Genomic DNA, 21080 nt, shown 5'->3' on the forward strand with positions numbered 1-21080 from the left:
GCAAGCAGTCTAAGCGGGATCGGGCCAGGCCATGGCGGGACCTACCGCATCCACCGGCTGCGACAGCGGGACGCCGGACCCGTCACGCCGGCCATGTTCCTGCGGCAATGACCTGGCAACCCCTGCCGCCGAGGAAGCCTTGGCCGGGCCGTGGCCCGCCCACGCCAGAAACAGCGTGTCCTCCCCTTTCAGGAACCGGTGGGCGCGGACGCCGGCGGTGGCGCGGCCCTTGGCAGGGTACTCGGAGAATGCCGTGACCTTGGCCGTGCCGGGGGCAGTACCGGGCAGGGCCCCTGTGGTTCCCGCGATGGTGACCACGACGGCGGCCTCGTCCTTCGGCTGCACGGCACCAAAGAAGAGCACGCGGTCACCCGCAGCCAGTTTGATGCCTGCCATGCCGCCGGCGGTGCGCCCCTGCGGCCGGACGTTGTCAGCCCCAAACTTCAGCAGTTGCGCCTGCGCGGTGACGAACACCAGTTCGGCGTCATCGGCACCGGCGGGCGCCACCCCCACCACGAAGTCCTTGTCCTTCAGGGAGATGACTTCCCAGTCTTCGCGGTTCAGGGGATAGTCGGGCTGCACCCGCTTCACTACGCCCTGGGCGGTACCGATGGCCAGGACCTCGTCCAGGGGCACGAAGGCCACCAGCGTTTCACCCTTCAGCAGGGTGAGGAAATCCTTGGCCGGCACCCCGCCGGTGAGGTTCGGCAGGCCGGTCACCGGCGGCAGGACCGGCATGTCCATCACCTGCAGGCGCAGCATGCGTCCTTGAGAGGTAACCGCCGCGATCTCGCCCCGCGCCGATGTTTTGACCACGGAAGTGAAGACGTCGTGCTTAGTCCTGGGCCCGGCCTCCGCCAGCGGCTCCTGGTTGCCGGTGCGGCCGACCTGCCCGGAGGCGGTGAGGATGGCCCAGCACGGGTCGTCCGCGATTTCCAGCGCCAGCGGCGCCGGTTTGCCCTTCTTGCCGTTGGTACCGGCCAGGTCGGCGGCCACCGTGGGGGAGACGGCCTCGGATTCGAGCAGGAGGGTCCGGCGCGGGGTACCGTGCTCTTCAGCGATAGCGCCCAGTTCGTCGGAGACCAGGGTCCGCAGGCGTTCATCCGAAGCGAGGATGGCTTCCAGTTCGGCGATCTCGCGGCGCAGCTCGTCCTGTTCCTTCTCCAGCTCGATGCGGGAGTATTTGGTCAACTGCCGCAGCCGCAGTTCCAGGATGTAGTTCGCCTGGATTTCCGTGAGGTCGTAGATGGACATGAGTCGCGCCCGGGCTGCCGCGGCCTCGTCCGAGGACCGGATGATCTGGATGACCTCATCGATGTCCACGATGGCGATGAGGAGGCCCTCCACCAGGTGCAGGCGGTCCTTCTTCTTCCCCAGCCGGAAAACGGTCCGCCGGCGGACCACGTCAATCCGGTGGTTCACGTACACAGTCAGCAGCTGCACCAGCCCGAGGGTCTGCGGCTGGCCGTCCACCAGGGTGACGTTGTTGATGCCGAAGGAATCCTCCATCGGCGAATAGCGGTACAGCTGCTGGAGCACGGCGTTGGGGTTGAAACCGTTCTTGAGCTCGATGACCAGGCGCAGGCCGTGCTTGCGGTCCGTCAGGTCAACGATGTCGCTGATGCCGGTCAGCTTCTTGGCGTTGACGGCGTCCTTGATCTTCTCGATGACTTTTTCCGGGCCCACCATGTAGGGGAGTTCGGTGACCACCAGGCCCGTCCGGCGGGCCGAAAGCTGTTCGATCTCCACCTTGGCCCGCGTCTTGAAGGACCCGCGTCCGGTGGCGTACGCGTCCCGGATGCCATCCAGGCCCACGATCCGGCCGCCGCTGGGCAGGTCCGGGCCCGGGACGAAGCGCATGAGGTCATCCAGGGTTGCATCCGGGTTGGCAATGAGGTGCCGGGCGGCGGAGATGACTTCCACCAGGTTGTGCGGGGCCATGTTGGTGGCCATGCCGACGGCGATGCCCGTGGCACCGTTGACCAGCAGGTTGGGGAAGGCGGCCGGCAGGACCTCGGGCTGGGTGAGCTGGTTGTCGTAGTTGGGGACGAAGTCCACCACGTCTTCGTCGAGGTGGTCGGTGAGTGTAAGGGCGGCGGCCGCCATCCGCGCTTCGGTATACCGCGGAGCTGCCGGGCCGTCGTCGAGCGAGCCGAAGTTGCCGTGGCCGTCGATGAGCGGCAGGCGCAGCGAGAAGTCCTGTGCCATGCGCACCATGGCGTCGTAGATGGCGGCGTCGCCGTGCGGGTGCAGCTTGCCCATGACCTCGCCCACCACGCGGGCGCTCTTGACGTGGCCGCGGTCCGGGCGGAGGCCCATGTCGCTCATCATGAACAGGATGCGGCGCTGGACCGGCTTGAGCCCGTCGCGGGCGTCGGGAAGCGCCCTGGAGTAGATCACCGAATAGGCGTACTCCAGGAAGGAGCCCTCCATTTCGGAGGTGACATCGATATCCACGATGTTCTCCGTGTACGGAGTGCTGTCCACGACGGGGGCTGAACTTTGGCGGCGGGCCATGGGGTTGGTGAATCCTTTGCAGTGCTGCGCAGCCGGTTGGGGGTGTGCTGCGATAGTTTTTGGCTAGGCTAAGCCTATGGTGGATCAGCCCGCGGACGGCGAATATCCGGAACATTGGGAAGCCGATGTCGTCCTGCGCGACGGCGGAACAGCGCATCTGCGGCCCATCCATCCCTCGGATGCGGACGCTGTGCAGAAGTTCCACATGGGACAGTCGCAGAACTCAATTTACATGCGCTTCTTCGCCTTTAAGGCCAAACTGTCCAACAAGGAGCTCAAGCGCTTCACCGAAGTGGACTACCGGGACCGGGTGGCATTCGTCATCACGATCGGCGGGGAAATTGTGGGGATCGGCCGGTATGACCGGCTCGACGACCCCACCGAAGCCGAAGTGGCGTTCAACATCGCCGACGCGCACCAGGGGCGGGGGATCGGCTCCATCCTGCTGGAGCACCTCGCCGCCGCGGCCCATGAAAACGGGATCCGCCGCTTCAGCGCCGAGGTACTGCCGGAAAACCGCAAGATGCTGATGGTGTTCTCCGATGCCGGGTACGACGTCAAGCGCCATTTCGACGACGGCGTGGTCAGCCTTGAGTTCAACATCGACCCCACCGAAAAATCCAGGGAGGTGATGGAATCCCGCGAGCACCGCGCAGAGGCGAGGAGCGTGCGGGACCTGCTGACGCCGTCGTCCATTGCCGTGATCGGTGCCAGCCGCAAGTGGGGGACGGTGGGCTACCAGCTGCTGGAGCACATCATTGAAGGCGGCTTCCCCGGCCCGGTGTACGCCATCAACAGGGAGGCGCTGGAACTCGCGGGCATGATGTCCTTCGCCAAGCTCTCGGACGTCCCGGATCCTGTGCAGCTGGCGGTGATCGCCGTCCCGTACGAGGAAGTGTCCGCCGTCGTCGCAGACTGCGCTGCGGCCGGGGTGAAGGGCCTGGTGATCGCTTCAGCGGGATTCGCGGACGACGGCGAACGCGGCCTGATGAGGCAGCGGGACCTGGTGCGCCAGGCGAGGGCCAACGGCATGCGGGTGATCGGGCCGGCGTCCCTGGGGATCGTGAACACCCACCCCGGGGTATCGCTGAACGCCTCCATGGCGCCCACGCTGCCGCTGCGCGGCGGGCTGGGCCTCTTTTCCCAGTCGGCCGCCATCGGCGTCTCGCTCTACGCCGCCTCCAGCAGGCGGCGGCTGGGCCTGTCCACCTTCCTCTCCGCAGGCAACCGTGCCGATGTGTCCGGCAACGACATGATGCAGTACTGGGAAGACGACGCGGACACCTCGGCTGTTGGCCTGTACCTGGAATCGATCGGTAATCCCCGCAAGTTTTCGCGCCTGGCCCGGCGGCTGGCCCGCATCAAACCGGTGATCGTGGCCAAGTCCGATGCCATGGGGCTGCGGCTGCCGCCCGGGCACGCTGTACGCACCACCCAGGCCCCTGCCGGGGCGCTCGACGCGATGCTCCGCCAGTCGGGCGTCGTCCGGGTGGAGACCATAGAGCAGCTGATGGATGTTGCCCAAATCGTTTCGGGCCAGCCGCTCCCTGCCGGGCCGGGCCTGGCCATCTTCAGCAACTCGCAGGCGCTGGGCAAGGTGGTGGCGGACAGCGCTTCCGCCCACGGACTTACTGTCGCCCAGCTGGTGGCAGGTGTGGACCTGGACACCGGCCGGTCGGTGGCCCTGCCGGCGCTGCGGGCGGAGTTGCTCGCGGCCCTGGAGTCCGATGCCGTCCACGCGGCTGTTGCCGCACTGCTTCCTGCCCGGGGCCTCACCGTGGAAAGCATTGCTGAAGTGCTGGCGGAGTGCTCGGCGAAGGCCGGAAAACCCGTGGTGGCGGCCTTCACCGGAATCCTGGATCCCTCCGTGTATGTCGAGGGCATGGTGGGAGCCAAGGATCCAGCGGTGCCGGCCGAGCAGGCTGTGCCCTGCTTCTCCAACCCCGGCGCCGCGGTGGCCGCGCTCGCAGCAGTGGTCCGCTACTCGGAGTGGGTTTCGCGCGACCACGGACACTTCATTGAACCGGCGGGCTGCGACACCCAACGTGCACGGGCCGAACTTGAAATCCTCCTGCGGGATGTGAAGGGGGAGCAGCTCAAGCAACTGGATCAGGCCAGCGCACGTTCGCTGCTGGGCCATTATGGAATCACCGTCCTGCCCTCGCTTGGCTTTGACACCCCGGACCAGGCGGTGCAGGCCGCCGACGCACTCGGGTGGCCGGTGGCGCTCAAAACCACCGATCCCTCGCTGCGCCACCGCCTTGACCTCGGCGGGGTTCGCCTGGACATCCAGGACCCGGAGTCCCTGCGCGCCAACGTGCTGCAGATGAGGCGCACCCTCTCCCGCTACGGTGACCCGGGCCTGGAAGTGCAGAGCATGGCGCCGGTGGGACAGGCCTGCACGTTCCGGGCCATCGAGGACCCGCTGCTGGGGCCTGTCATCTCGTTCGGCCTGGCCGGGGACGCCGTCAACCTCCTGGATGACTGGGCCCACCGGGTGCCGCCGCTCTCCGCCGCTGACGTGCATGACTTCATCCGCGCACCGCGGGCCGCCCGGAAGCTGTTTGGCTACCAGGGCCTGCCACCGGTTGACGTCGCAGCGCTCGAAGACCTTGCCGGCAGGCTGGCCTGGCTGAAGGACAGCCACCCGGAAATTGCCCTGGTGGAATTCAACCCGGTACTGTGCGGGGTCTCCGGTGCGGCCATCCTCGCGGCCGACGTGCGGATCGGCAACGCAGCGAAGCGCACGGACAGCGCACGCAGGGCCATGCTCGGCTGAGGCGGTTAGCAATGTGACCGGCCCATCTGTGAAAATGGGGGAATGAGCTCACAGCCCCCAGCGTCTGCCCCCGAAACGCCCGGCGATGAAAACCAGGCAGTACGCCACAGCTCACACAACCACAGCGCACAGGGCCAAAGCCTGGAGGGCGCGCTCCAGAAGGCGGGTTTCTACCCGCGCCTGGTAGCCGATGTTGTGGACGACGCCCTGGACGGCCGCGACTGTGTTGCCCACCTGGTGCACCTGGAGACGCATTTTGACCGTGCCGAGGTCCGCCGCCATATCACCGTCCTGGTGCTGACCGCGGACATGCTGGTGATTACCCACGTGGATGACCAGCAGTTGGACGAGGCCGGTGAACAGATCGTCGCCCAGATCTCCACCGAGTCCGTTCCCGTAGCGCAGATCCGCTCGGTGGTGTTGAGCTACATGTACGCCCAGCCCCAGAACTACAAGCCGTCGGATCCCGTCCGCGAGCTTACGCTGTCCATCGCCTGGTCGGGCGGGCAGCGCCTGGATATGGGCCCGGCCAGCTGCGGCGATCCCCAGTGCGAGGCGGACCACGGGTACAGCGGCACCATCGCCCAGGAAGACATCGTGCTGCGTATCAGCGCGGAGGCGGACGGGCTGCAGGCAGTCCAGGATGCCAAGCTGTTTGCCCGCGCGCTGCGGGCGGTGAACACCGGCTCGGCCGCTCCTATGCCCCACATCCAGTCGCTTCCGTCCCGGCCGCGGTCCGGAGTGTTCGGCAACCGCCTGAGCCGCGGGCACCAGCAGCGCTGAGATGCCGGAAGAACGCCGCCCAGCAACCATCGCCGCTTCTGCCCCGGCCAGCGCCTCCACAACCGCAGCGGGGCGCGCGTCCGATCTGCCGCCGGCTCCTGCTTACGGCCGGCGGTCCGTTGCCGACGTGCTCTCCAGCGCCGCGGCGAGCCTGGGTTTGGAGGGGTTCACCAACATCCTTAACCTCCCGCCGGCCCCACGCGTGTGCGTGGTGGTGGCCGATGGCCTGGGCCGGAACCTGCTGAAGCAGAAGTCCGCCCACACGCCTTTCCTGCGGTCCATCGTCCAGGCCGGGCAGGGCGAGGTCCCTGTGTGGCTGGACTCGGCGTTCCCCTCCACCACGGCTGCGGCGCTGTCAAGCCTTGGCACCGGACTTCCCCCTGGCCAGCACGGCATGGTGGGCTACGACGTCCTGGATCCCGGGCAGGACAAAGTAGTGAACCTGCTCGGAAACTGGGACCCGGGCGTCGACCCGTCTGACTGGCAGCCCTTTCCCACGGTGCTCGAGCGTGCAGCCGGCCAGGCTTCGGTCACCACTGTCAGCCTTCCCCAGTTCGGCGATTCTCCCATGACCCGGGCTGCCCTCCGGGGCGGCACCTTTGTCTCCGGCACGACGTCCCACGCCCGCACGGCCGCGGCTGCCGAGGCAATGGCCGCCCCGGGTCCTGGTCTGATGTACTTCTACCTCAACGAACTGGACAAGGCCGGGCACCGCTACGGCTGCCAGTCTGAGCAGTGGGAACATCAGCTTGAGGAGCTGGATGCCACCATGAAGCGGCTGAATGCTTCACTGCCTGCCGGCACCACCATCCTGCTGACCGCGGACCACGGCATGCTCGACGTCCCGGAGCAACAGCGCATTGATTACTCGGTCGATCCCCAGCTGGTGGAAGGCGTTCGGCACACGGCGGGCGAGCCGCGGATGCTTCACCTGTATCTTGACAACGTCGACGCTGTATCCAGGGCAGGATCGTGCGAGCGGCTGATCGCTGCCTGGCGTTCCCGCTTCGGTGCACGCATCTGGGCCTTTACCAGGGAGGAAGCGGTTGCCGCCGGGCTTTTTGGCCCGGTCCGGCCGGCCGTCGAAGGCAGGATCGGTGATGTGATGATCGCCGCGCGGGATGAGCTCGCCCTGTATGACACCAGGCGTGTACGCCCTGCCGCCATGGAAGTCGTGGGCCAGCACGGGTCCCTGACCAATGCTGAGCGGGAGGTTCCGCTGCTGTGTTTCACCGCAGGCGGCAGGCGCGTCCGCCGTGGCTGAGCTCGTCTTTTTCTCCGGCACCATGGACTGCGGCAAGTCCACCCTTGCGCTGCAGATGGACCACAACCACCGTGCGCGCGGCCGGGGCGGGGTCCGCTTCAGCCGCAATGACCGTGCGGGCGAATCCCGGATCTCAAGCCGGCTGGGCCTGGAAACGGATGCCGTCGAAGTTGCCGACGGGACCGACTTCTGGGAGGAAGTCATGCTGCGCCGCACCCAGGGCCAGCGGGTGGACTACCTGATTTGCGACGAAGCACAGTTCTATACGCCCGAGCAGGTGGAACAGCTGGCCAAAGTAGTGGACGAGATTGACGTGGACGTCTTTGCATTTGGCATCACCGCTGATTTCCGCACCAGGCTCTTTCCCGGCTCGCAGCGGCTGATCGAACTGGCGGACCGGGTGCAGGTACTGCAGGTGGAGGCGCTGTGCTGGTGCGGCCGCCGCGCCACGCACAACGCACGGACGATCGACGGCGTGATGGTCACCGAAGGCGCCCAGGTGGTGGTGGGCGACGTGGACATGGCGCCTGAAGGCTCCGCGCCCGCTGCAGCCGGCCATGTTCCCGTCGTAGGCTACGAGACCCTATGCCGGCGGCATTTCATGCGCCGCGTTACGGCTCACGGGGCCAGCCTGATGGCAGAGCAGGACCAGCTGCTGCCGTTCGACGTCGACGCCTGCCTGTGGCGCGGAACCGGCGGAAGCGCCGCGGAAAGCTGAACAGCGGGTTGCGGCAACGGTGCCCGCCGGCGCGGGCCGCGCGTCCTGCCCAGGCTCCTAATCGCCCCGGGTACCGAAGACGATCTCGTCCCAGGACGGCACGCTGGAGCGCTTGGGCCGGGCGGGCTGGCGTTCGGGGGCAGCAGTCTCCGGAAGCTGTCCGGTGGCGGGGGCAGCGGAGGAAGTATCTTCGCTGCGGGATCCCTGCCGCCGCGGGTTGCCGCCCAGCAACTCGTTCAGTCCGGCGCCGCTGGAGCCGGCGTTTCCGCTGCCGGACGAGGCATCAGTTTCCGATGAACCGGCCGGACGGTTGGGTGATGCCACAATCGTGATTTCTCGCGTGTCGGTGCTGACGCCGTTGTGGAGCCGCAAATTCTCATCGACGGGGTCGCGGTGCGGCGGGATCAGGCTGAGCCGGGAAAGCATGGACGGCCGGGCATCCCGCCGACGGATGAACGCTTCCCCCTGAGCCGCGGGTGCGTCGTTCCGGTCCGTCTCCGGCTCCGGTTCCTGCTCCTCAGTTTCGGGGATAACCTCCGACGGCCTGGGATGGGCTGCCGGCACGCCGTGCGTCAGGAGGAGGGCTAGGGCGTCGTCGGAATCCTCGTCCACGCCCAGGCGCTGGCCCCGGCGGGACCGCAGCATATCCAGGAGGCCGTCGGATTCCTTGTCCTTGCCGCTGTCCTTCCCATTAACCTGCCCGGTCTGGTTTCCCGTACCGGCGTCGGCATCAGTTTCAAAATCGAAGGGCCGGTCGGAAACGGCAGAAAGCCGGCGGGCAGGGACAGGGCCGTCCAGCGGCTCCAGTTCGCTGAGCTGCTGGGCCCAGCGGTTGGCATTCTGCAGCGACTTGCGGACCGGGCTGAAGGTCCACAGCGCCGGCGGCTCCTCCCCGACGCCGGTGGCCCCGCCGTTCTTCGGTTCGAAGCTGGCTGAGACAGTCCAGGTGCCATCCGGGCGGCGCCAGGAATCCCACTCCACAGTGGCAGGGTCAATGCCATGGGCCTCAAGTCGGTGCGCCACCATGTCGTCCAGCGTGGCCGGATTATCGCCAAAGGCGGACCGGTAGATGTCGTGGCCGGGGGAGGGGACAGCCACTTCCACCTTGCGTGCCTGCTGGGCAACATACTCCCGCTCCGCGAGGACCGGCCCCTCGTAGCGTTCAACCTTGGCCAGCGGCAGGCCCGAGAGCTCAGCCACATCCGCTGCCGTGGCACCCGCCCGGATCCGGGCCTGGATGTCCCGCGGGGACATGGGAACGGCGGGCCGCCCAACGCGCGGCTTGGCCGTGGAACGCGCCGCCGTCCGTAGTGCTTCATCGATCGGCAGCTGGAACATCTCGCCGCCGGCCCCGCTCAACAGGAGATGGGTCCCGTCGTCGTGCACGCCTACAAGCCGTAGATCCTGCATACAAATCCTCCACCCTGGCATTACTATCATTCGAAACTCTGCCACCCGGCGGCCGGGTTTTGGCTCAAGGAGCAGGGCGCGCCGCGATTTTCCGGGACATCCGCCGGCCTGGAGTGCCCAGGGTCCGGCCCCGGGGACAAAGGAAAGGCTTGCCGCGTTATCAAGGATGTCCCCGGGCTCCGGCAGGAGGAAATCCGGACACCCCAACAGGAAGAAGGCTACAGCGACCATGGCCACCGATTACGACGCGCCGCGCAAGTCGGAGGAAGACCTCAACGAAGACTCGCTCGAGGAACTGAAAACGCGCCGGTCGGATAAGCCGGTTGCGGTGATCGATGAAGACGAAACGGACCTGGCCGCCAGCTTCGAACTGCCGGGCGCGGACCTCTCCGGCGAAGAACTGCAGGTCCAGATTGTTCCGGCGCAGGCCGACGAGTTTACGTGTTCCTCATGTTTCCTGGTGCGGCACCGCTCCCAGATCGCCAGGGAGAAGGACGGCCGGCTCTACTGCAGGGACTGCGAAGGCTGAGCGGACCGGCGAAAAAACCGGCTAGCTGGAGAGGGCCGCTGCCAGTTCATTGGGCCGGCGGGATGACGCCAGCCAGTACGGCGTGGGGTCCGACGGGTCGGTGATGTCGATCTTCACTACGGGATCGATCCAGCCCCTGATGCAGAGGTATGCGAGGCCGTTAAGCCGGACGCCGCGCTCCGCCGTCGCCTCTTCACCGCGGAAGGACTGCGCAGCCCCTACGAACCGGCGCTCAATGGTGGCCCGCCCCACGGTGAGGGTGCTTTCCGTCACCACAATGCTGGGGGTGGAGAGGATGAGGAGTATGGCGATAATGGCGAAGAGCACCACCGCCGCCGTGTACCCGGCAGTGGCGCTGATCGGCGCGAACACCAGGATGCCCGCTCCTGCCACGCCGGCCGAAATGATCCAGATCCAGACATTGGGCCACAGCTTCTCCCGGTAGACCACCGTGCCCCCGGTTGACGGTGTACTGGGAACGGGCGCGGATGAACTTGATTCGGGCATGAGGCAAGCTTTCCACCTTTCCCCGGCTATTTCATCCCGGCCGCCGGCCGGAGACGCCCTAGGTCTGTCCAGCGGGCGCGGGTTAGAGTGAGTGACTGTGACTGATCATTCCGCAGCAGTAGACACCTTCCCGACGGCAGGACCTGCCGCCCCCGCCGTCCCGGTTTCGGCCCCTGCGCTGCAGGTGCAGCTGAAGATGCTGGACCCCGGCCTGGAGCCGCCGTCCTACGCGCACCCGGGCGACGCCGGCGCCGACCTTCGTGCCAGGGAAGACGTTGTCCTGCAGCCGGGGGAGCGCAAACTCGTTCCCACGGGCGTGGCCATCGCCCTGCCGGAGGGCTTCGTCGCGCTCATTCATCCCCGGTCCGGACTGGCTACGAAGCACGGGTTGACCATCGTCAACGCCCCAGGGACGGTGGACGCCGGGTACCGGGGAGAGATAGCAGTCACCCTCCTGAACACAGACGCCGCCAAGCCCATCGAGCTGCGCCGCGGCGATAGAATTGCCCAGATGGTCATACAGCGTGTCGAGTATGCGCAGTTCGTCCCCGTCAATGAATTAAGCGGATCCGTGCGCGGTACGGGAGGCTTCGGCTCCACCGGCGGATTCAGCCGTCCGGGGGCCTAGAGGATTATGGTCCGGCCGGCAGCTGCGTTGCCGGCCGGCGGTACAGCACGACGGCGGGACCCCCATGGGCCGGACCGGCACATTTCACAACTAAGGAGACACTCCCATGGTCTTTGGGCTCGGCAGGAAAGCGAAAAAGGAACAGGCAGTTGAACCGGACGACTCCCTGGCCGCCGCGGAGTCGCCGGGAGAGGCGGACGCCGTTTCCGGCATCCGCGCCAACGGCCCGTTCGATGAGGCCGAAATTGACGGCCGTGACGGCTACGTGGACCTGGGTGCGCTGCTGATAACCCCCAGCGAAGGCCTGCAGTTGCGCCTTGAAGTGGAGGAAGCCACCCAGCGTGTGGTGGCGGTAACGCTTGACCTCAACGGGTCGAGCCTGCAGCTGCAGGCCTTTGCTGCGCCCAAGACCGAGGGACTGTGGGACGAGATCCGCGAGCAGATCGGCCAGTCCGTCGGCGCGCAGGGCGGCCAGGTCGAGGAGATTGGGGGCAGCTTCGGCACCGAACTGGTGGCCAAGCTGCCGGCCGGCCTCCCCGATGGCAGCCAGGGCTACCGAGTGGCCCGCTTCATCGGTGTGGACGGTCCGCGCTGGTTCCTTCGCGGTGTGCTGGGCGGCCCGGCTGCGCTTGAACGGCAGGCGGCTGAGCCGTTGGAGGCGCTGTTCAGGAAGGTAGTGGTGGTCCGGGGCGGCAGCCCCATGCCGCCGCGTGACCTGCTGCAGCTGCGCCTCCCCAAGGACGCGGCCGCCACGCCTCCGCCCGCCGCGCCTGCACTCCAGGAACCGGAACGTGGTCCGGAAATTACCCAGATTGGCTGACCCCGCACCCGGAGACGGGGAAGGCGCCGGGCGGCGGCACGGAGCCGGCATCACACCCCTCAGCCAGCTGCCGGAGAAGGGCCGTATCGTCTGCCAGGGATGGATCGAGTCCGTGACCTACCTCCCGCCGGACCAGGCCGCTGCCTTCAGTGCCGTCGTGTCGGACGGCGAACCGGGCAGGTCCCTTCCCCGCCGGGGCAGGGACCAGCGCGGAAGGCTCCGGGTTGTGTGGCTGGGGCGCCGGCACGTCCCGGGCATCGAAGCCGGTACCGAGCTCCGGCTCGAGGGCATGCTGTCGCGGAGCAAAGGCATGCCCACCATGTTCAACCCACGTTACGAAATACTGTCCCGCCAGGAGAACGAATGACTGCCCCCCAGCCTGATCCTTTCCCCGGAGCTTCACGCCCCGATGCTCCTGGCGGCAAAGCGAAGCCGGAAGCTGCGGGCCAGGAACCTTCCCCGGTAGCGGGCCTGGCTGCCGAATACGCCGCCAAAGCAGGACTGCACCGGACCCACGACGGACGGGTGGACGTGCTGCGCAGCGCCGGCGGAGTTCAGGGCATTGCCGAGAGCATCCTGCCGGGCCTGTTGTTCCTGGTTGCCTACACCATCACCCGGGACCTCACGGTCTCCCTCGTGGCGGCACTGGCTGCCGCCGCCGTGTTCACCGTGGTCCGGCTGGTGCAGCGGCGTCCCCTGACCCAGGCGCTTGCCGGTGTCGTGGGCGTTGGTATTTCCGGTTGGCTGGCCAACACCACGGGCAAGGCCGAGGACTTCTACCTGCCGGGCTTTTTCACGAACGCCGCCTACATCCTGGCAATGGTGCTCTCGATCCTCGTGAAGTGGCCGGTGGCCGGGCTGCTCTTCGGGTTCATCCGGAACGAGGGCCTGGACTGGCGCAAGGATCCGGACCGGCTCAAGGCCTACCGGCTCGGCACCTGGATCATCGTTGCTGTCCTGGTGCTCCGGCTCGCGGTCCAGGTGCCGCTGTACCTGATGGGGCCGGAAGGATTTGCCGCACTGGCAACCACGCGGCTCCTCATGGGCGCCCCGCTGTACATCCTCGGTGTGTGGGTTGCCTGGCTGGTGACCAGGCCGGCTCCGGACGCTGATCCGGGCCGGCAGGATGCGGCACTGAAAGCCTGACCCTACCCGTCGAACCCGTCGTCCTCCTGCCCTTGCTGGGCAACCCGGGCGCCTGCCGGCTGGGGAGCGCCGTCTGCACCTGCGGTGCCGGGGGATTCTGCGGCCTCCGGCGAGAGCAGGGCGCGCAGGTCGTCCTCCGCTGCGATGGTGGTCACGAAGAACAGTTCGTCGCCGCCGTCGATCACGTCATCCCGGCTGGGTGTGATGGGCGCATGGTCGCGCAGGATGGCCACCAGGGTGGCATCCTCCGGCCAGCGGATGTCCCCGACGGTCCGGCCAATCACGTGGGAGTCGTGCGGGACGGTGAACTCCACCAGGGATGACACCCCTGTCTGGAGCGTGAGGAGCCGGACCAGGTCGCCGATCTCAACGGCTTCCTCCACCAAGGCAGTCATCAGCTGCGGAGTATTGACGGCCACATCCACACCCCAGGAATCGTTGAACATCCAGTCGTTCTTCGGATTGTTCACCCGGCCCACGGTGCGGCCTACTGCGAATTCGGTCTTGGCCAGCAGGGACACCACCAGGTTGACCTTGTCGTCGCCGGTTGCGGACACCACCACGTCGGCTTCTTCGACTTTCGCTCCCTGCAGCGTGCTCAGCTCGCAGGCGTCACCCACCAGCCAGTGCGCGCCCCGCAGGCCGCTCCTCCCGATCACCTCAGGCTTGAGATCGATCAGGAGGATTTCATGCTTGTGAGCCAGGAGCTCCCGGGCGATGGACGATCCGACGCTGCCCGCGCCCACGATCACGACTTTCACTGGTACTCCTTGACAGGGGCTTTGGCCAGGATCTGCGCAACCTGGGAGCTGCGGTCCACCTGGAGCATGGCGTGGACGGTGTCGCCGTCCTGGTAGGCTGTGGCGGCGTCGGGCAACAATCCCTCGCCGAACCGGGTCAAGTACGCCACCCGGACGTCGGCGGCCTTTTCAATGCTGCTGACCCGGTGGCCGATCCAGCCGGCGTCGAGGTCGAGTTCGGCAAGCACCAGGCGCCCGGAGGGCTCGCGGAAATCCCCGGCGAGGTGCTGTTCGGGCAGAATCCGCCGCAGTACCTGGTCGGCACTCCAGCGGACTGCCGCCACCGTGGGAATGCCGAGGCGCTGGTAAATCTCGGCACGGCCGGGATCGTAGATGCGGGCCACTACATGGGGGACATGGAAGGTTTCCCTCGCCACCCGGGTGGCGAGGATGTTGGAGTTGTCCCCGCTGGAGACCGCCGCGAAGGCGTACGCTTCAGCCACGCCGGCCTGCTTCAAGGTGTCACGGTCGAAGCCCACACCAGTGACCTTGCGCCCGGTGAAGCCCTGCCTGAGCCTGCGGAAGGCGCGGTCGTCCTGGTCGATGATGGCCACGGAATGCCCTGCGTCCTCCAGCGTGTGCGCCAGCGTTGCCCCCACCCGGCCACATCCCATGATCACGAAATGCGCCACCGTTTCTCCTCTGTATTCCTGTCAAGGTCCTGCTGCTAGAACTCTACCGCCAGCGCCCGGGCTCCGGCCGTCCCCGGGCTGTCATGACATCGCCGGGGAATCCGACTAGCTTTGTGGGGTGCTGACAATATTGAACGCCGCCAAGCGTGTGATCGTGGGCCGGCCATTTCGGAACGACAGGCTGTCCCACACGCTGCTTCCCAAGCGGATCGCACTCCCGGTTTTTGCCTCCGATGCCCTGTCATCGGTGGCATACGCACCGGATGAGATCCTGCTCACGCTGGCGCTGGCCGGTGTCAGCGCCGTCGCGTTCTCTCCCTGGGTGGGGCTGGCGGTCATCGTCGTCCTGCTCACGGTAGTGGCCTCATACCGCCAGAACGTCCACGCGTATCCCTCGGGCGGCGGCGATTATGAGATCGCCGGCGAGAACCTGGGCAAGTACGCCGGCCTCACGGTGGCGTCCGCCCTGCTGGTGGATTACGTCCTGACTGTCGCGGTGTCCATGTCCTCCGCAGCGCACTACCTCACCACTGCAGTCCCGGACCTCCACGGACAGCAGGCCATGCTTGCCGCCATCGGCGTGGCAGTCCTGGCTCTGGTCAACCTGCGCGGTGTCAAAGAGGCGGGCAGCGTATTCGCCATACCCACCTACATCTTCATGGCATCAATCCTGGGCATGACCGGCGTCGGCATTTTCCAGGCCGCGACCGGACAACTCGGCCTGGCCCCTTCCGCGGCCTTCACCATCGTTCCGGCCCCCGGCTTCGACGAAGGCCTGGTGGGCCTGGCCGGCGCCTTCCTGCTGCTGCGCGCCTTTTCGTCAGGTGCCGCCGCGCTGACCGGCGTTGAAGCCATCAGCAACGGCGTGCCCAACTTCCGCCCGCCGAAGAGCAGGAACGCCGCCGCCACGCTGCTGTTGCTGGGGATCATCGGCGCCACGATGCTGGCAGGCATCATGTTCCTGGCCCAGGCCACCAAGGTCCACATTGTCCTGGATCCCGCCACGGAATTCCTGCTGAACGGCAGTCCGCTGCCGGAGGGGTACATCCAGAACCCCGCCATCAGCCAGATCGCCCAAACCATTTTCGGGGCCGGTTCCATCCCGTTTTATATCGTGGTGGCCGCCACCGGCGTTATCCTGGTGTTCGCGGCCAACACCGCCTTCAATGGCTTTCCCGTCCTGGGCTCGATCCTCGCCCAGGACGGCTACCTTCCGCGCCAGCTGCGCACCAGGGGAGACAGGCTGGCCTTCAGCAACGGCGTCCTGGCCCTCGCAGCCGGCGCACTGGTGCTGGTCCTCGCCTTCAATGCCGATGTCACCAAGCTCATCCAGCTCTACATCGTGGGCGTCTTCATCTCGTTTACTGCGAGCCAACTGGGCATGATCCGGCACTGGGGCCGGCAGCTAAAGCTCGTCCGCGACAAAGCAGACCGGCGCCGGATGGCCAAGTCGCGGGTGATCAACAGCATCGGTTTCGGCATGACCGCCCTGGTCCTGGTGATCGTGCTGGTCACCAAGTTCGAGCAGGGCGCCTGGATCGCCCTGCTGGCCATGTTCATCCTGTTCCTGATCATGTGGAGCATCAGGGCGCACTACGACAACGTGGCCAGGGAGCTGGCGGTGGATGAGGACTCCTCGCCGCGGGCACTTCCCACCAGGGTGCACGCCGTGCTGCTGGTGTCGCATGTCCGCAAGCCTGTCCTCCGGGCGCTGGCATATGCCAGGGCGTCCCGCCCCTCCCGCCTTGATGCAGTGACGGTGGATATAGACGCCGAAGAAACTGCCCAGACGGTGGCGGACTGGGAAAAGCTGGGAATTCCCGTGCCGCTCACCGTGCTGGCAAGCCCCTACCGCGAGACCGTCACGCCGATCATGGACTACATCAAACAGATGCGGCTGGACTCGCCCCGGGACCTGATCGTTGTCTATATCCCTGAATACGTGGTGGGGAAGTGGTGGGAGCAACTGGTCCACAACCAGACAGCACTGCGCATCAAGACCAGGCTGCACTTCGAACCCGGCGTCATGGTGGCCAGCGTTCCCTGGCAGTTGAAATCATCCGAAGAAGCCAAGAACCTGCAGGACGTCCAATGAGTGCGAAGACCCAGACAGAGCCGGCAACCACCGGCGCAGCCGGCACGGAAACAGTGCTGGAGATCGGCCCGGTGGCCCACGGCGGCCACTGCGTCGCCCGGCACGAGGGGCGGGTGATCTTCGTCCGGCACGGCATTCCCGGCGAAAAAGTGCGGGTGCGGCTCACGGACGCGGAAGAGAAGGCGAAATTCTGGCGGGCGGACGTGGTGGAGGTTCTCGCACCTTCCCCTGACCGCGTCGATCACTTCTGGCATGCAGCTGACCCCGCGCGTGCGTGGGACCACGGGCATCCGCCCGTGGGCGGAGCGGAGTTTGGCCACATCAGCCTTGCCCGGCAGCGTGCCCTCAAGGCAGAGGTGCTGGCTGAACAGCTCAGGCGGCTTGCCGGCGTCGAGGATGTCCCCGGCTGGGCCGGCGATACCGTCGAGGCTGTGGGCGGAACGCACGACGGCGGCAGCGGCCTGGGGTGGCGCACGCGCGCCAGTTTCTCGGTCACCCCCGCCGGAAAACTGGGAATGCACGCGCACCGCTCGGGGCACATCGTCCCTGTCCGGGAGATGCCGCTGGCGACTGACGCCATTAACAACCTGCGCCTGTGGGACATCGATTTGCAGGGCGTGGACCGGGTGGAAGTGGCTGCCCCGGCGAACGGCTCCCGTCCGTTGGTGCTGCTGGCTCCGGCGGAAGGCGCCAAACCAAAGCGACTGGGCGCCATTGCCTCCCAGCTGCCCGGCGAGGTATCCGTCGCGGCTTTCGGCCCGGCCAACGAGGAAGTACGGCAGCTGCGGGGCCGCACCTGGGTGCAGGAAACGGCGGCCGGCCACGAGTACAGGGTTACTGGAGCCGGGTTCTGGCAGATCCACCGCGGCGCGCCCGGAACGCTTGTGGGTTCTGTCACAGAATTCCTCCAGGGCGGCGGGTTCCTCCATCCCGGTGCGGTGGTTGCCGATCTCTATGCCGGGGCGGGACTCTTCACTGCGGTGCTGGCGGACGCGGTAGGGGAGACGGGCTCGGTTCTGTCCGTGGAAGGTTCCCCCGGAACCAGCCGCGACGCGCGGAAGAACCTGCACGCCGCGCCCCAGGTGGAGATCGTCCAGGGGCGGGTGGAACGGGTCCTGCACCGGAAACCGCGGGACTTTGACGCGCTGATCCTAGATCCGCCGCGGGCAGGTGCCGGAAAATCCGTGGTGAACCAGTTGGTGGCAGCGCACCCGCGCGCCATTGCCTACGTGTCCTGCGATCCGGCGTCGTTCGCCCGGGATGTTGGCTATTTCCGGACGGCGGGCTGGGAGCTGTCAGCCCTCCGGGCCTTCGACCTCTATCCCCACACGCACCACCTGGAGACCGTGGCACTGCTGACGCCTGGTCCCTGATGCCCGGTCCCTTTTGGACTACTATGGCGGTAGTAGTCCCACGTCGCGCCCGTATTCTCGGCCGGCCGTGTGCAATTTTCGGGTCCTGTTGCTAATTAGGACCTCCTAACTAGCAGGCGGTCAACCGCGCGACAAAGATGAAACTGTTGCGAGAGGAGTCCTGCGATGAGCACTGTGGACAGCTTCGGTTCAAAAGGCAAACTTAATGTAGCCGGAACCGAGTACGAAATTTTCCGGTTGAACTCCGTTGAAGGTGCAGAAAACCTTCCGTTCAGCCTCAAGGTATTGCTTGAAAACCTGTTGAGGACCGAGGACGGCGCGAACATCACTGCCGATCACGTCCGCGCCTTGGCAGGCTGGGATCCCAACGCCCAGCCCGATACAGAAATCCAGTTCACGCCGGCACGCGTGATCATGCAGGACTTCACCGGCGTTCCCTGCGTGGTTGACCTGGCGACGATGCGCGAAGCGGTCAAGGAACTGGGCGGGGACCCCAAGCGGGTGAACCCGCTGGCACCGGCCGAAATGGTGATCGACCACTCGGTCCAGATCGATGCCTTCGGCAACTCCGGCGCACTGGAGCGCAACATGGAGATCGAATACCAGCGCAACGGGGAGCGTTACCAGTTCCTGCGCTGGGGCCAGACCGCGTTTGACGACTTCAAGGTTGTCCCGCCGGGAACCGGCATCGTGCACCAGGTGAACATTGAATACCTGGCCCGCACCGTCATGACCCGCGAAGTGGACGGCGCCCTCCGTGCGTACCCGGACACCTGCGTCGGTACAGACTCGCACACCACCATGGTCAACGGCCTGGGTGTGCTCGGCTGGGGCGTGGGCGGCATCGAAGCCGAGGCAGCCATGCTCGGCCAGCCGGTTTCCATGCTGATCCCGCGCGTTGTGGGCTTCAAGCTCAGCGGCAGCATTCCTGCCGGCGCCACGGCAACCGACGTTGTGCTGACCATTACGGAGATGCTCCGCAAGCATGGCGTGGTGGGCAAGTTCGTGGAATTCTACGGCGAAGGTGTGGCCGCGGTGCCGCTGGCCAACCGCGCCACCATCGGCAACATGAGCCCCGAATTCGGCTCCACCGCCGCGATGTTCCCCATCGACGACGTCACCCTGGACTACCTGCGCCTGACGGGCCGCTCCGAGCAGAACGTTGCGCTCGTGGAGGCCTACGCCAAGGAGCAGGGCCTCTGGCACGATGCTTCACGCGACATCAAGTTCTCCGAGTACCTGGAATTGGACCTGTCCACGGTTGTTCCGTCCATTGCGGGCCCCAAGCGCCCGCAGGACCGCATCGAACTGACCGAGGCCAAGGACGAGTTCCGCCACGACCTCAAGAACTACGTCTCCCATGACGCAAACGCCGGGACCCTGGACGAATCGCTGGAGGAGACTTTCCCCGCCTCGGACGCCCCGTCGTTCACAGCCGGAGCCACAAACGTCTCCGACACCGACCGCGAGCCCCCGAAGTACTCGGCCGGGCACGGGGGAGCAGGACGGGTCTCCAAGCCTGTGCCGGTCACGATGGCTGACGGGCGCGAGTTCGAGCTGGACCACGGTGCGGTCACCATCGCCTCCATCACCTCCTGCACCAACACGTCCAACCCCTCGGTTATGCTGGCCGCCGCGGTGCTGGCGCGCAACGCCGTCGACAAGGGCCTTACGTCCAAGCCGTGGGTCAAAACCTCCGTTGCCCCCGGTTCCAAGGTGGTCACCGATTACTACGAGAAGTCCGGCCTGACCCCCTACCTGGAGAAGCTGGGCTTCTACATCGTGGGCTATGGCTGCGCCACCTGCATCGGCAACTCCGGTCCGCTCGAAGCCGAGGTTTCCGAGGCAATCCAGGCCAACGACCTCGCCGTCGCGGCCGTCCTCTCGGGCAACCGCAACTTCGAAGGCCGCATCAACCCGGACGTCAAGATGAACTACCTGGCCTCCCCGCCGCTGGTCATCGCCTACGCCCTGGCCGGCTCCATGGACTTCGACTTTGAGACCGACGCCCTGGGCCAGGACCAGGCCGGGAACGACGTCTTCCTGCGGGACATCTGGCCGAACCCGGTGGAGGTCCAGCAGGTCATCGATTCCTCGATCGACCAGGACATGTTCGCCAAGGGTTACGAAGGCGTCTTCGAGGGCGACGACCGCTGGAAGGCACTGGACACGCCCGCCGGTGACACCTTCGCCTGGGATCCGAACTCCACCTACGTCCGGAAGCCCCCGTACTTCGAGGGCATGCAGGCGCAGCCGGAGCCGGTTAAGGACATCACGGGTGCCCGCGTGCTCCTGAAGCTCGGCGACTCGGTCACCACCGACCACATCTCCCCGGCCGGTTCCTTCAAGTCCGACACCCCGGCAGGGCAGTACCTGCTCGCCAACGGCGTGGAGCGCAAGGACTTCAACTCCTACGGTTCCCGCCGCGGCAACCACGAGGTGATGATCCGCGGAACCTTCGCGAACATCCGGATCAAGAACCAGATCCTGGACGGCGTCGAAGGCGGCTTCACCCGCGACTTCACCCAGGAAGGCGGCCCGCAGGCATTCGTCTACGACGCCGCGCAGAACTACCAGGCAGCGGGCACCCCGCTGGTGGTCCTTGCCGGCAAGGAGTACGGTTCCGGTTCCTCCCGTGACTGGGCCGCCAAGGGCACCGCACTGCTGGGCGTCAAGGCCGTCATCGCCGAGAGCTACGAGCGCATCCACCGCTCCAACCTCATCGGCATGGGCGTCCTGCCGCTCCAGTTCCCGGCCGGCGAGTCCGCCGCAACCCTGGGCCTTACCGGCACGGAAACCTTCTCGGTTGAGGGCGTCACCGCCCTGAACGAAGGCACCACGCCCAAGACCCTCAAGGTCACGGCCACCGCAGAAGACGGCTCCGCCACCTCCTTCGATGCCGTGCTGCGCATCGACACCCCGGGTGAAGCCGACTACTACCGCAACGGCGGCATCCTGCAGTACGTCCTGCGCCAGATCTCCGCGAACTAGCGGCTCCTGCCAGCAGGCAACACCTCCCGAAGCCCCGGCCGGTCAACGACCAGCCGGGGCTTCGGCTTTCCCCGTGGGCTTTGCGTCT

General features: G+C 66.6%; 17 protein-coding genes. 12 read left to right on the forward strand and 5 right to left on the reverse strand.

Annotated features, from left to right (window positions below; genetic code table 11):
* Positions 1–9 precede the first annotated feature (9 nt).
* Positions 10–2517 (reverse strand): DNA topoisomerase (ATP-hydrolyzing) subunit A, encoded by a 2508-nt coding sequence (locus tag FDW81_RS12330; RefSeq protein ID WP_138134487.1) that lies wholly within the window; start codon positions 2515–2517, stop codon positions 10–12.
* A 76-nt stretch (positions 2518–2593) separates the two neighbouring features.
* Here FDW81_RS12330 and FDW81_RS12335 point away from each other — a divergent pair, with 76 nt between their 5' ends.
* The 4 genes from FDW81_RS12335 to FDW81_RS12350 are packed head-to-tail and all read left to right on the forward strand — an operon-like array spanning position 2594 to position 8061.
* Positions 2594–5296 carry a bifunctional GNAT family N-acetyltransferase/acetate--CoA ligase family protein gene (locus FDW81_RS12335; RefSeq protein ID WP_138134488.1) on the forward strand — a complete coding sequence of 901 codons (2703 nt, stop codon included), beginning with the start codon at positions 2594–2596 and terminating at the stop codon, positions 5294–5296.
* 42 nt (positions 5297–5338) lie between these two features.
* A complete protein-coding gene (locus FDW81_RS12340) occupies positions 5339–6079 on the forward strand; it encodes a DUF5998 family protein (protein ID WP_138134489.1) in 741 nt (246 codons plus the stop codon).
* A gap of 1 nt (position 6080) precedes the next feature.
* Entirely contained in the window at positions 6081–7343 is a 1263-nt protein-coding gene (locus tag FDW81_RS12345) for an alkaline phosphatase family protein (RefSeq protein ID WP_138134490.1), read from the forward strand.
* Complete coding sequence (locus tag FDW81_RS12350; RefSeq protein ID WP_138134491.1) at positions 7336–8061, forward strand: thymidine kinase; 726 nt, start codon at positions 7336–7338, stop codon at positions 8059–8061. Before FDW81_RS12345 ends, FDW81_RS12350 begins: the two co-directional genes overlap by 8 nt.
* A gap of 57 nt (positions 8062–8118) precedes the next feature.
* Here FDW81_RS12350 and sepH read toward each other — a convergent pair whose 3' ends face one another.
* Positions 8119–9471 carry a septation protein SepH gene (gene sepH / locus FDW81_RS12355; RefSeq protein ID WP_138134492.1) on the reverse strand — a complete coding sequence of 451 codons (1353 nt, stop codon included), beginning with the start codon at positions 9469–9471 and terminating at the stop codon, positions 8119–8121.
* A 229-nt stretch (positions 9472–9700) separates the two neighbouring features.
* Between sepH and FDW81_RS12360 the strand changes: the two genes are divergently transcribed.
* The gene (locus tag FDW81_RS12360) at positions 9701–10000 is read left to right on the forward strand and encodes a DUF4193 domain-containing protein (protein ID WP_138134493.1); all 300 of its coding nucleotides are present in this window, start codon (positions 9701–9703) and stop codon (positions 9998–10000) included.
* A 21-nt stretch (positions 10001–10021) separates the two neighbouring features.
* Here FDW81_RS12360 and FDW81_RS12365 read toward each other — a convergent pair whose 3' ends face one another.
* Positions 10022–10507: a DUF3093 domain-containing protein gene (locus FDW81_RS12365; RefSeq protein ID WP_138134494.1), complete on the reverse strand. Its 486-nt coding sequence runs from the start codon at positions 10505–10507 to the stop codon at positions 10022–10024.
* Between the two features lie 97 nt (positions 10508–10604).
* Between FDW81_RS12365 and dut the strand changes: the two genes are divergently transcribed.
* From dut to FDW81_RS12385, 4 genes are all read left to right on the forward strand, one after another.
* Complete coding sequence (gene dut, locus FDW81_RS12370) at positions 10605–11135, forward strand: dUTP diphosphatase (RefSeq protein ID WP_138134495.1); 531 nt, start codon at positions 10605–10607, stop codon at positions 11133–11135.
* A 106-nt stretch (positions 11136–11241) separates the two neighbouring features.
* Positions 11242–11955, forward strand: coding sequence for a DUF3710 domain-containing protein (locus tag FDW81_RS12375; protein WP_138134496.1), 714 nt, complete (start codon positions 11242–11244; stop codon positions 11953–11955).
* Positions 11948–12322, forward strand: coding sequence for a hypothetical protein (locus FDW81_RS12380; protein WP_240720245.1), 375 nt, complete (start codon positions 11948–11950; stop codon positions 12320–12322). Before FDW81_RS12375 ends, FDW81_RS12380 begins: the two co-directional genes overlap by 8 nt.
* On the forward strand, positions 12319–13101 hold the full coding sequence (locus tag FDW81_RS12385; protein WP_138134497.1) for a DUF3159 domain-containing protein: 783 nt from the start codon (positions 12319–12321) through the stop codon (positions 13099–13101). The genes FDW81_RS12380 and FDW81_RS12385 overlap by 4 nt, the downstream gene beginning before the upstream one ends.
* Before the next feature lie 2 nt (positions 13102–13103).
* Here FDW81_RS12385 and FDW81_RS12390 read toward each other — a convergent pair whose 3' ends face one another.
* Positions 13104–13862: a TrkA family potassium uptake protein gene (locus FDW81_RS12390; protein ID WP_138134498.1), complete on the reverse strand. Its 759-nt coding sequence runs from the start codon at positions 13860–13862 to the stop codon at positions 13104–13106.
* Positions 13859–14533 (reverse strand): TrkA family potassium uptake protein, encoded by a 675-nt coding sequence (locus FDW81_RS12395; protein WP_138134499.1) that lies wholly within the window; start codon positions 14531–14533, stop codon positions 13859–13861. Before FDW81_RS12395 ends, FDW81_RS12390 begins: the two co-directional genes overlap by 4 nt.
* A gap of 118 nt (positions 14534–14651) precedes the next feature.
* Here FDW81_RS12395 and FDW81_RS12400 point away from each other — a divergent pair, with 118 nt between their 5' ends.
* From FDW81_RS12400 to FDW81_RS12410, 3 genes are all read left to right on the forward strand, one after another.
* Positions 14652–16628: an APC family permease gene (locus FDW81_RS12400; protein WP_138134500.1), complete on the forward strand. Its 1977-nt coding sequence runs from the start codon at positions 14652–14654 to the stop codon at positions 16626–16628.
* On the forward strand, positions 16625–18001 hold the full coding sequence (locus FDW81_RS12405) for a class I SAM-dependent RNA methyltransferase (protein ID WP_138134501.1): 1377 nt from the start codon (positions 16625–16627) through the stop codon (positions 17999–18001). The genes FDW81_RS12400 and FDW81_RS12405 overlap by 4 nt, the downstream gene beginning before the upstream one ends.
* Before the next feature lie 165 nt (positions 18002–18166).
* Entirely contained in the window at positions 18167–20992 is a 2826-nt protein-coding gene (locus FDW81_RS12410; RefSeq protein ID WP_138134502.1) for an aconitate hydratase, read from the forward strand.
* The last annotated feature ends 88 nt before the right edge of the window (positions 20993–21080 follow it).

It is taken from the genome of Pseudarthrobacter sp. NamB4 (assembly GCF_005796185.1).
Taxonomy (GTDB): domain Bacteria; phylum Actinomycetota; class Actinomycetes; order Actinomycetales; family Micrococcaceae; genus Arthrobacter.

What these genes read in the sequence shown, in the direction of transcription:
- FDW81_RS12330 (WP_138134487.1), bottom strand. Translation starts at nt 2,517, where the DNA reads ATGGCCCGCCGCCAAAGTTCAGCCCCCGTCGTGGACAGCACTCCGTAC.
- FDW81_RS12335 (WP_138134488.1), top strand. Translation starts at nt 2,594, where the DNA reads ATGGTGGATCAGCCCGCGGACGGCGAATATCCGGAACATTGGGAAGCC.
- FDW81_RS12340 (WP_138134489.1), top strand. Translation starts at nt 5,339, where the DNA reads ATGAGCTCACAGCCCCCAGCGTCTGCCCCCGAAACGCCCGGCGATGAA.
- FDW81_RS12345 (WP_138134490.1), top strand. Translation starts at nt 6,081, where the DNA reads ATGCCGGAAGAACGCCGCCCAGCAACCATCGCCGCTTCTGCCCCGGCC.
- sepH (WP_138134492.1), bottom strand. Translation starts at nt 9,471, where the DNA reads ATGCAGGATCTACGGCTTGTAGGCGTGCACGACGACGGGACCCATCTC.
- FDW81_RS12360 (WP_138134493.1), top strand. Translation starts at nt 9,701, where the DNA reads ATGGCCACCGATTACGACGCGCCGCGCAAGTCGGAGGAAGACCTCAAC.
- FDW81_RS12365 (WP_138134494.1), bottom strand. Translation starts at nt 10,507, where the DNA reads ATGCCCGAATCAAGTTCATCCGCGCCCGTTCCCAGTACACCGTCAACC.
- FDW81_RS12375 (WP_138134496.1), top strand. Translation starts at nt 11,242, where the DNA reads ATGGTCTTTGGGCTCGGCAGGAAAGCGAAAAAGGAACAGGCAGTTGAA.
- FDW81_RS12385 (WP_138134497.1), top strand. Translation starts at nt 12,319, where the DNA reads ATGACTGCCCCCCAGCCTGATCCTTTCCCCGGAGCTTCACGCCCCGAT.
- FDW81_RS12405 (WP_138134501.1), top strand. Translation starts at nt 16,625, where the DNA reads ATGAGTGCGAAGACCCAGACAGAGCCGGCAACCACCGGCGCAGCCGGC.
- FDW81_RS12410 (WP_138134502.1), top strand. Translation starts at nt 18,167, where the DNA reads ATGAGCACTGTGGACAGCTTCGGTTCAAAAGGCAAACTTAATGTAGCC.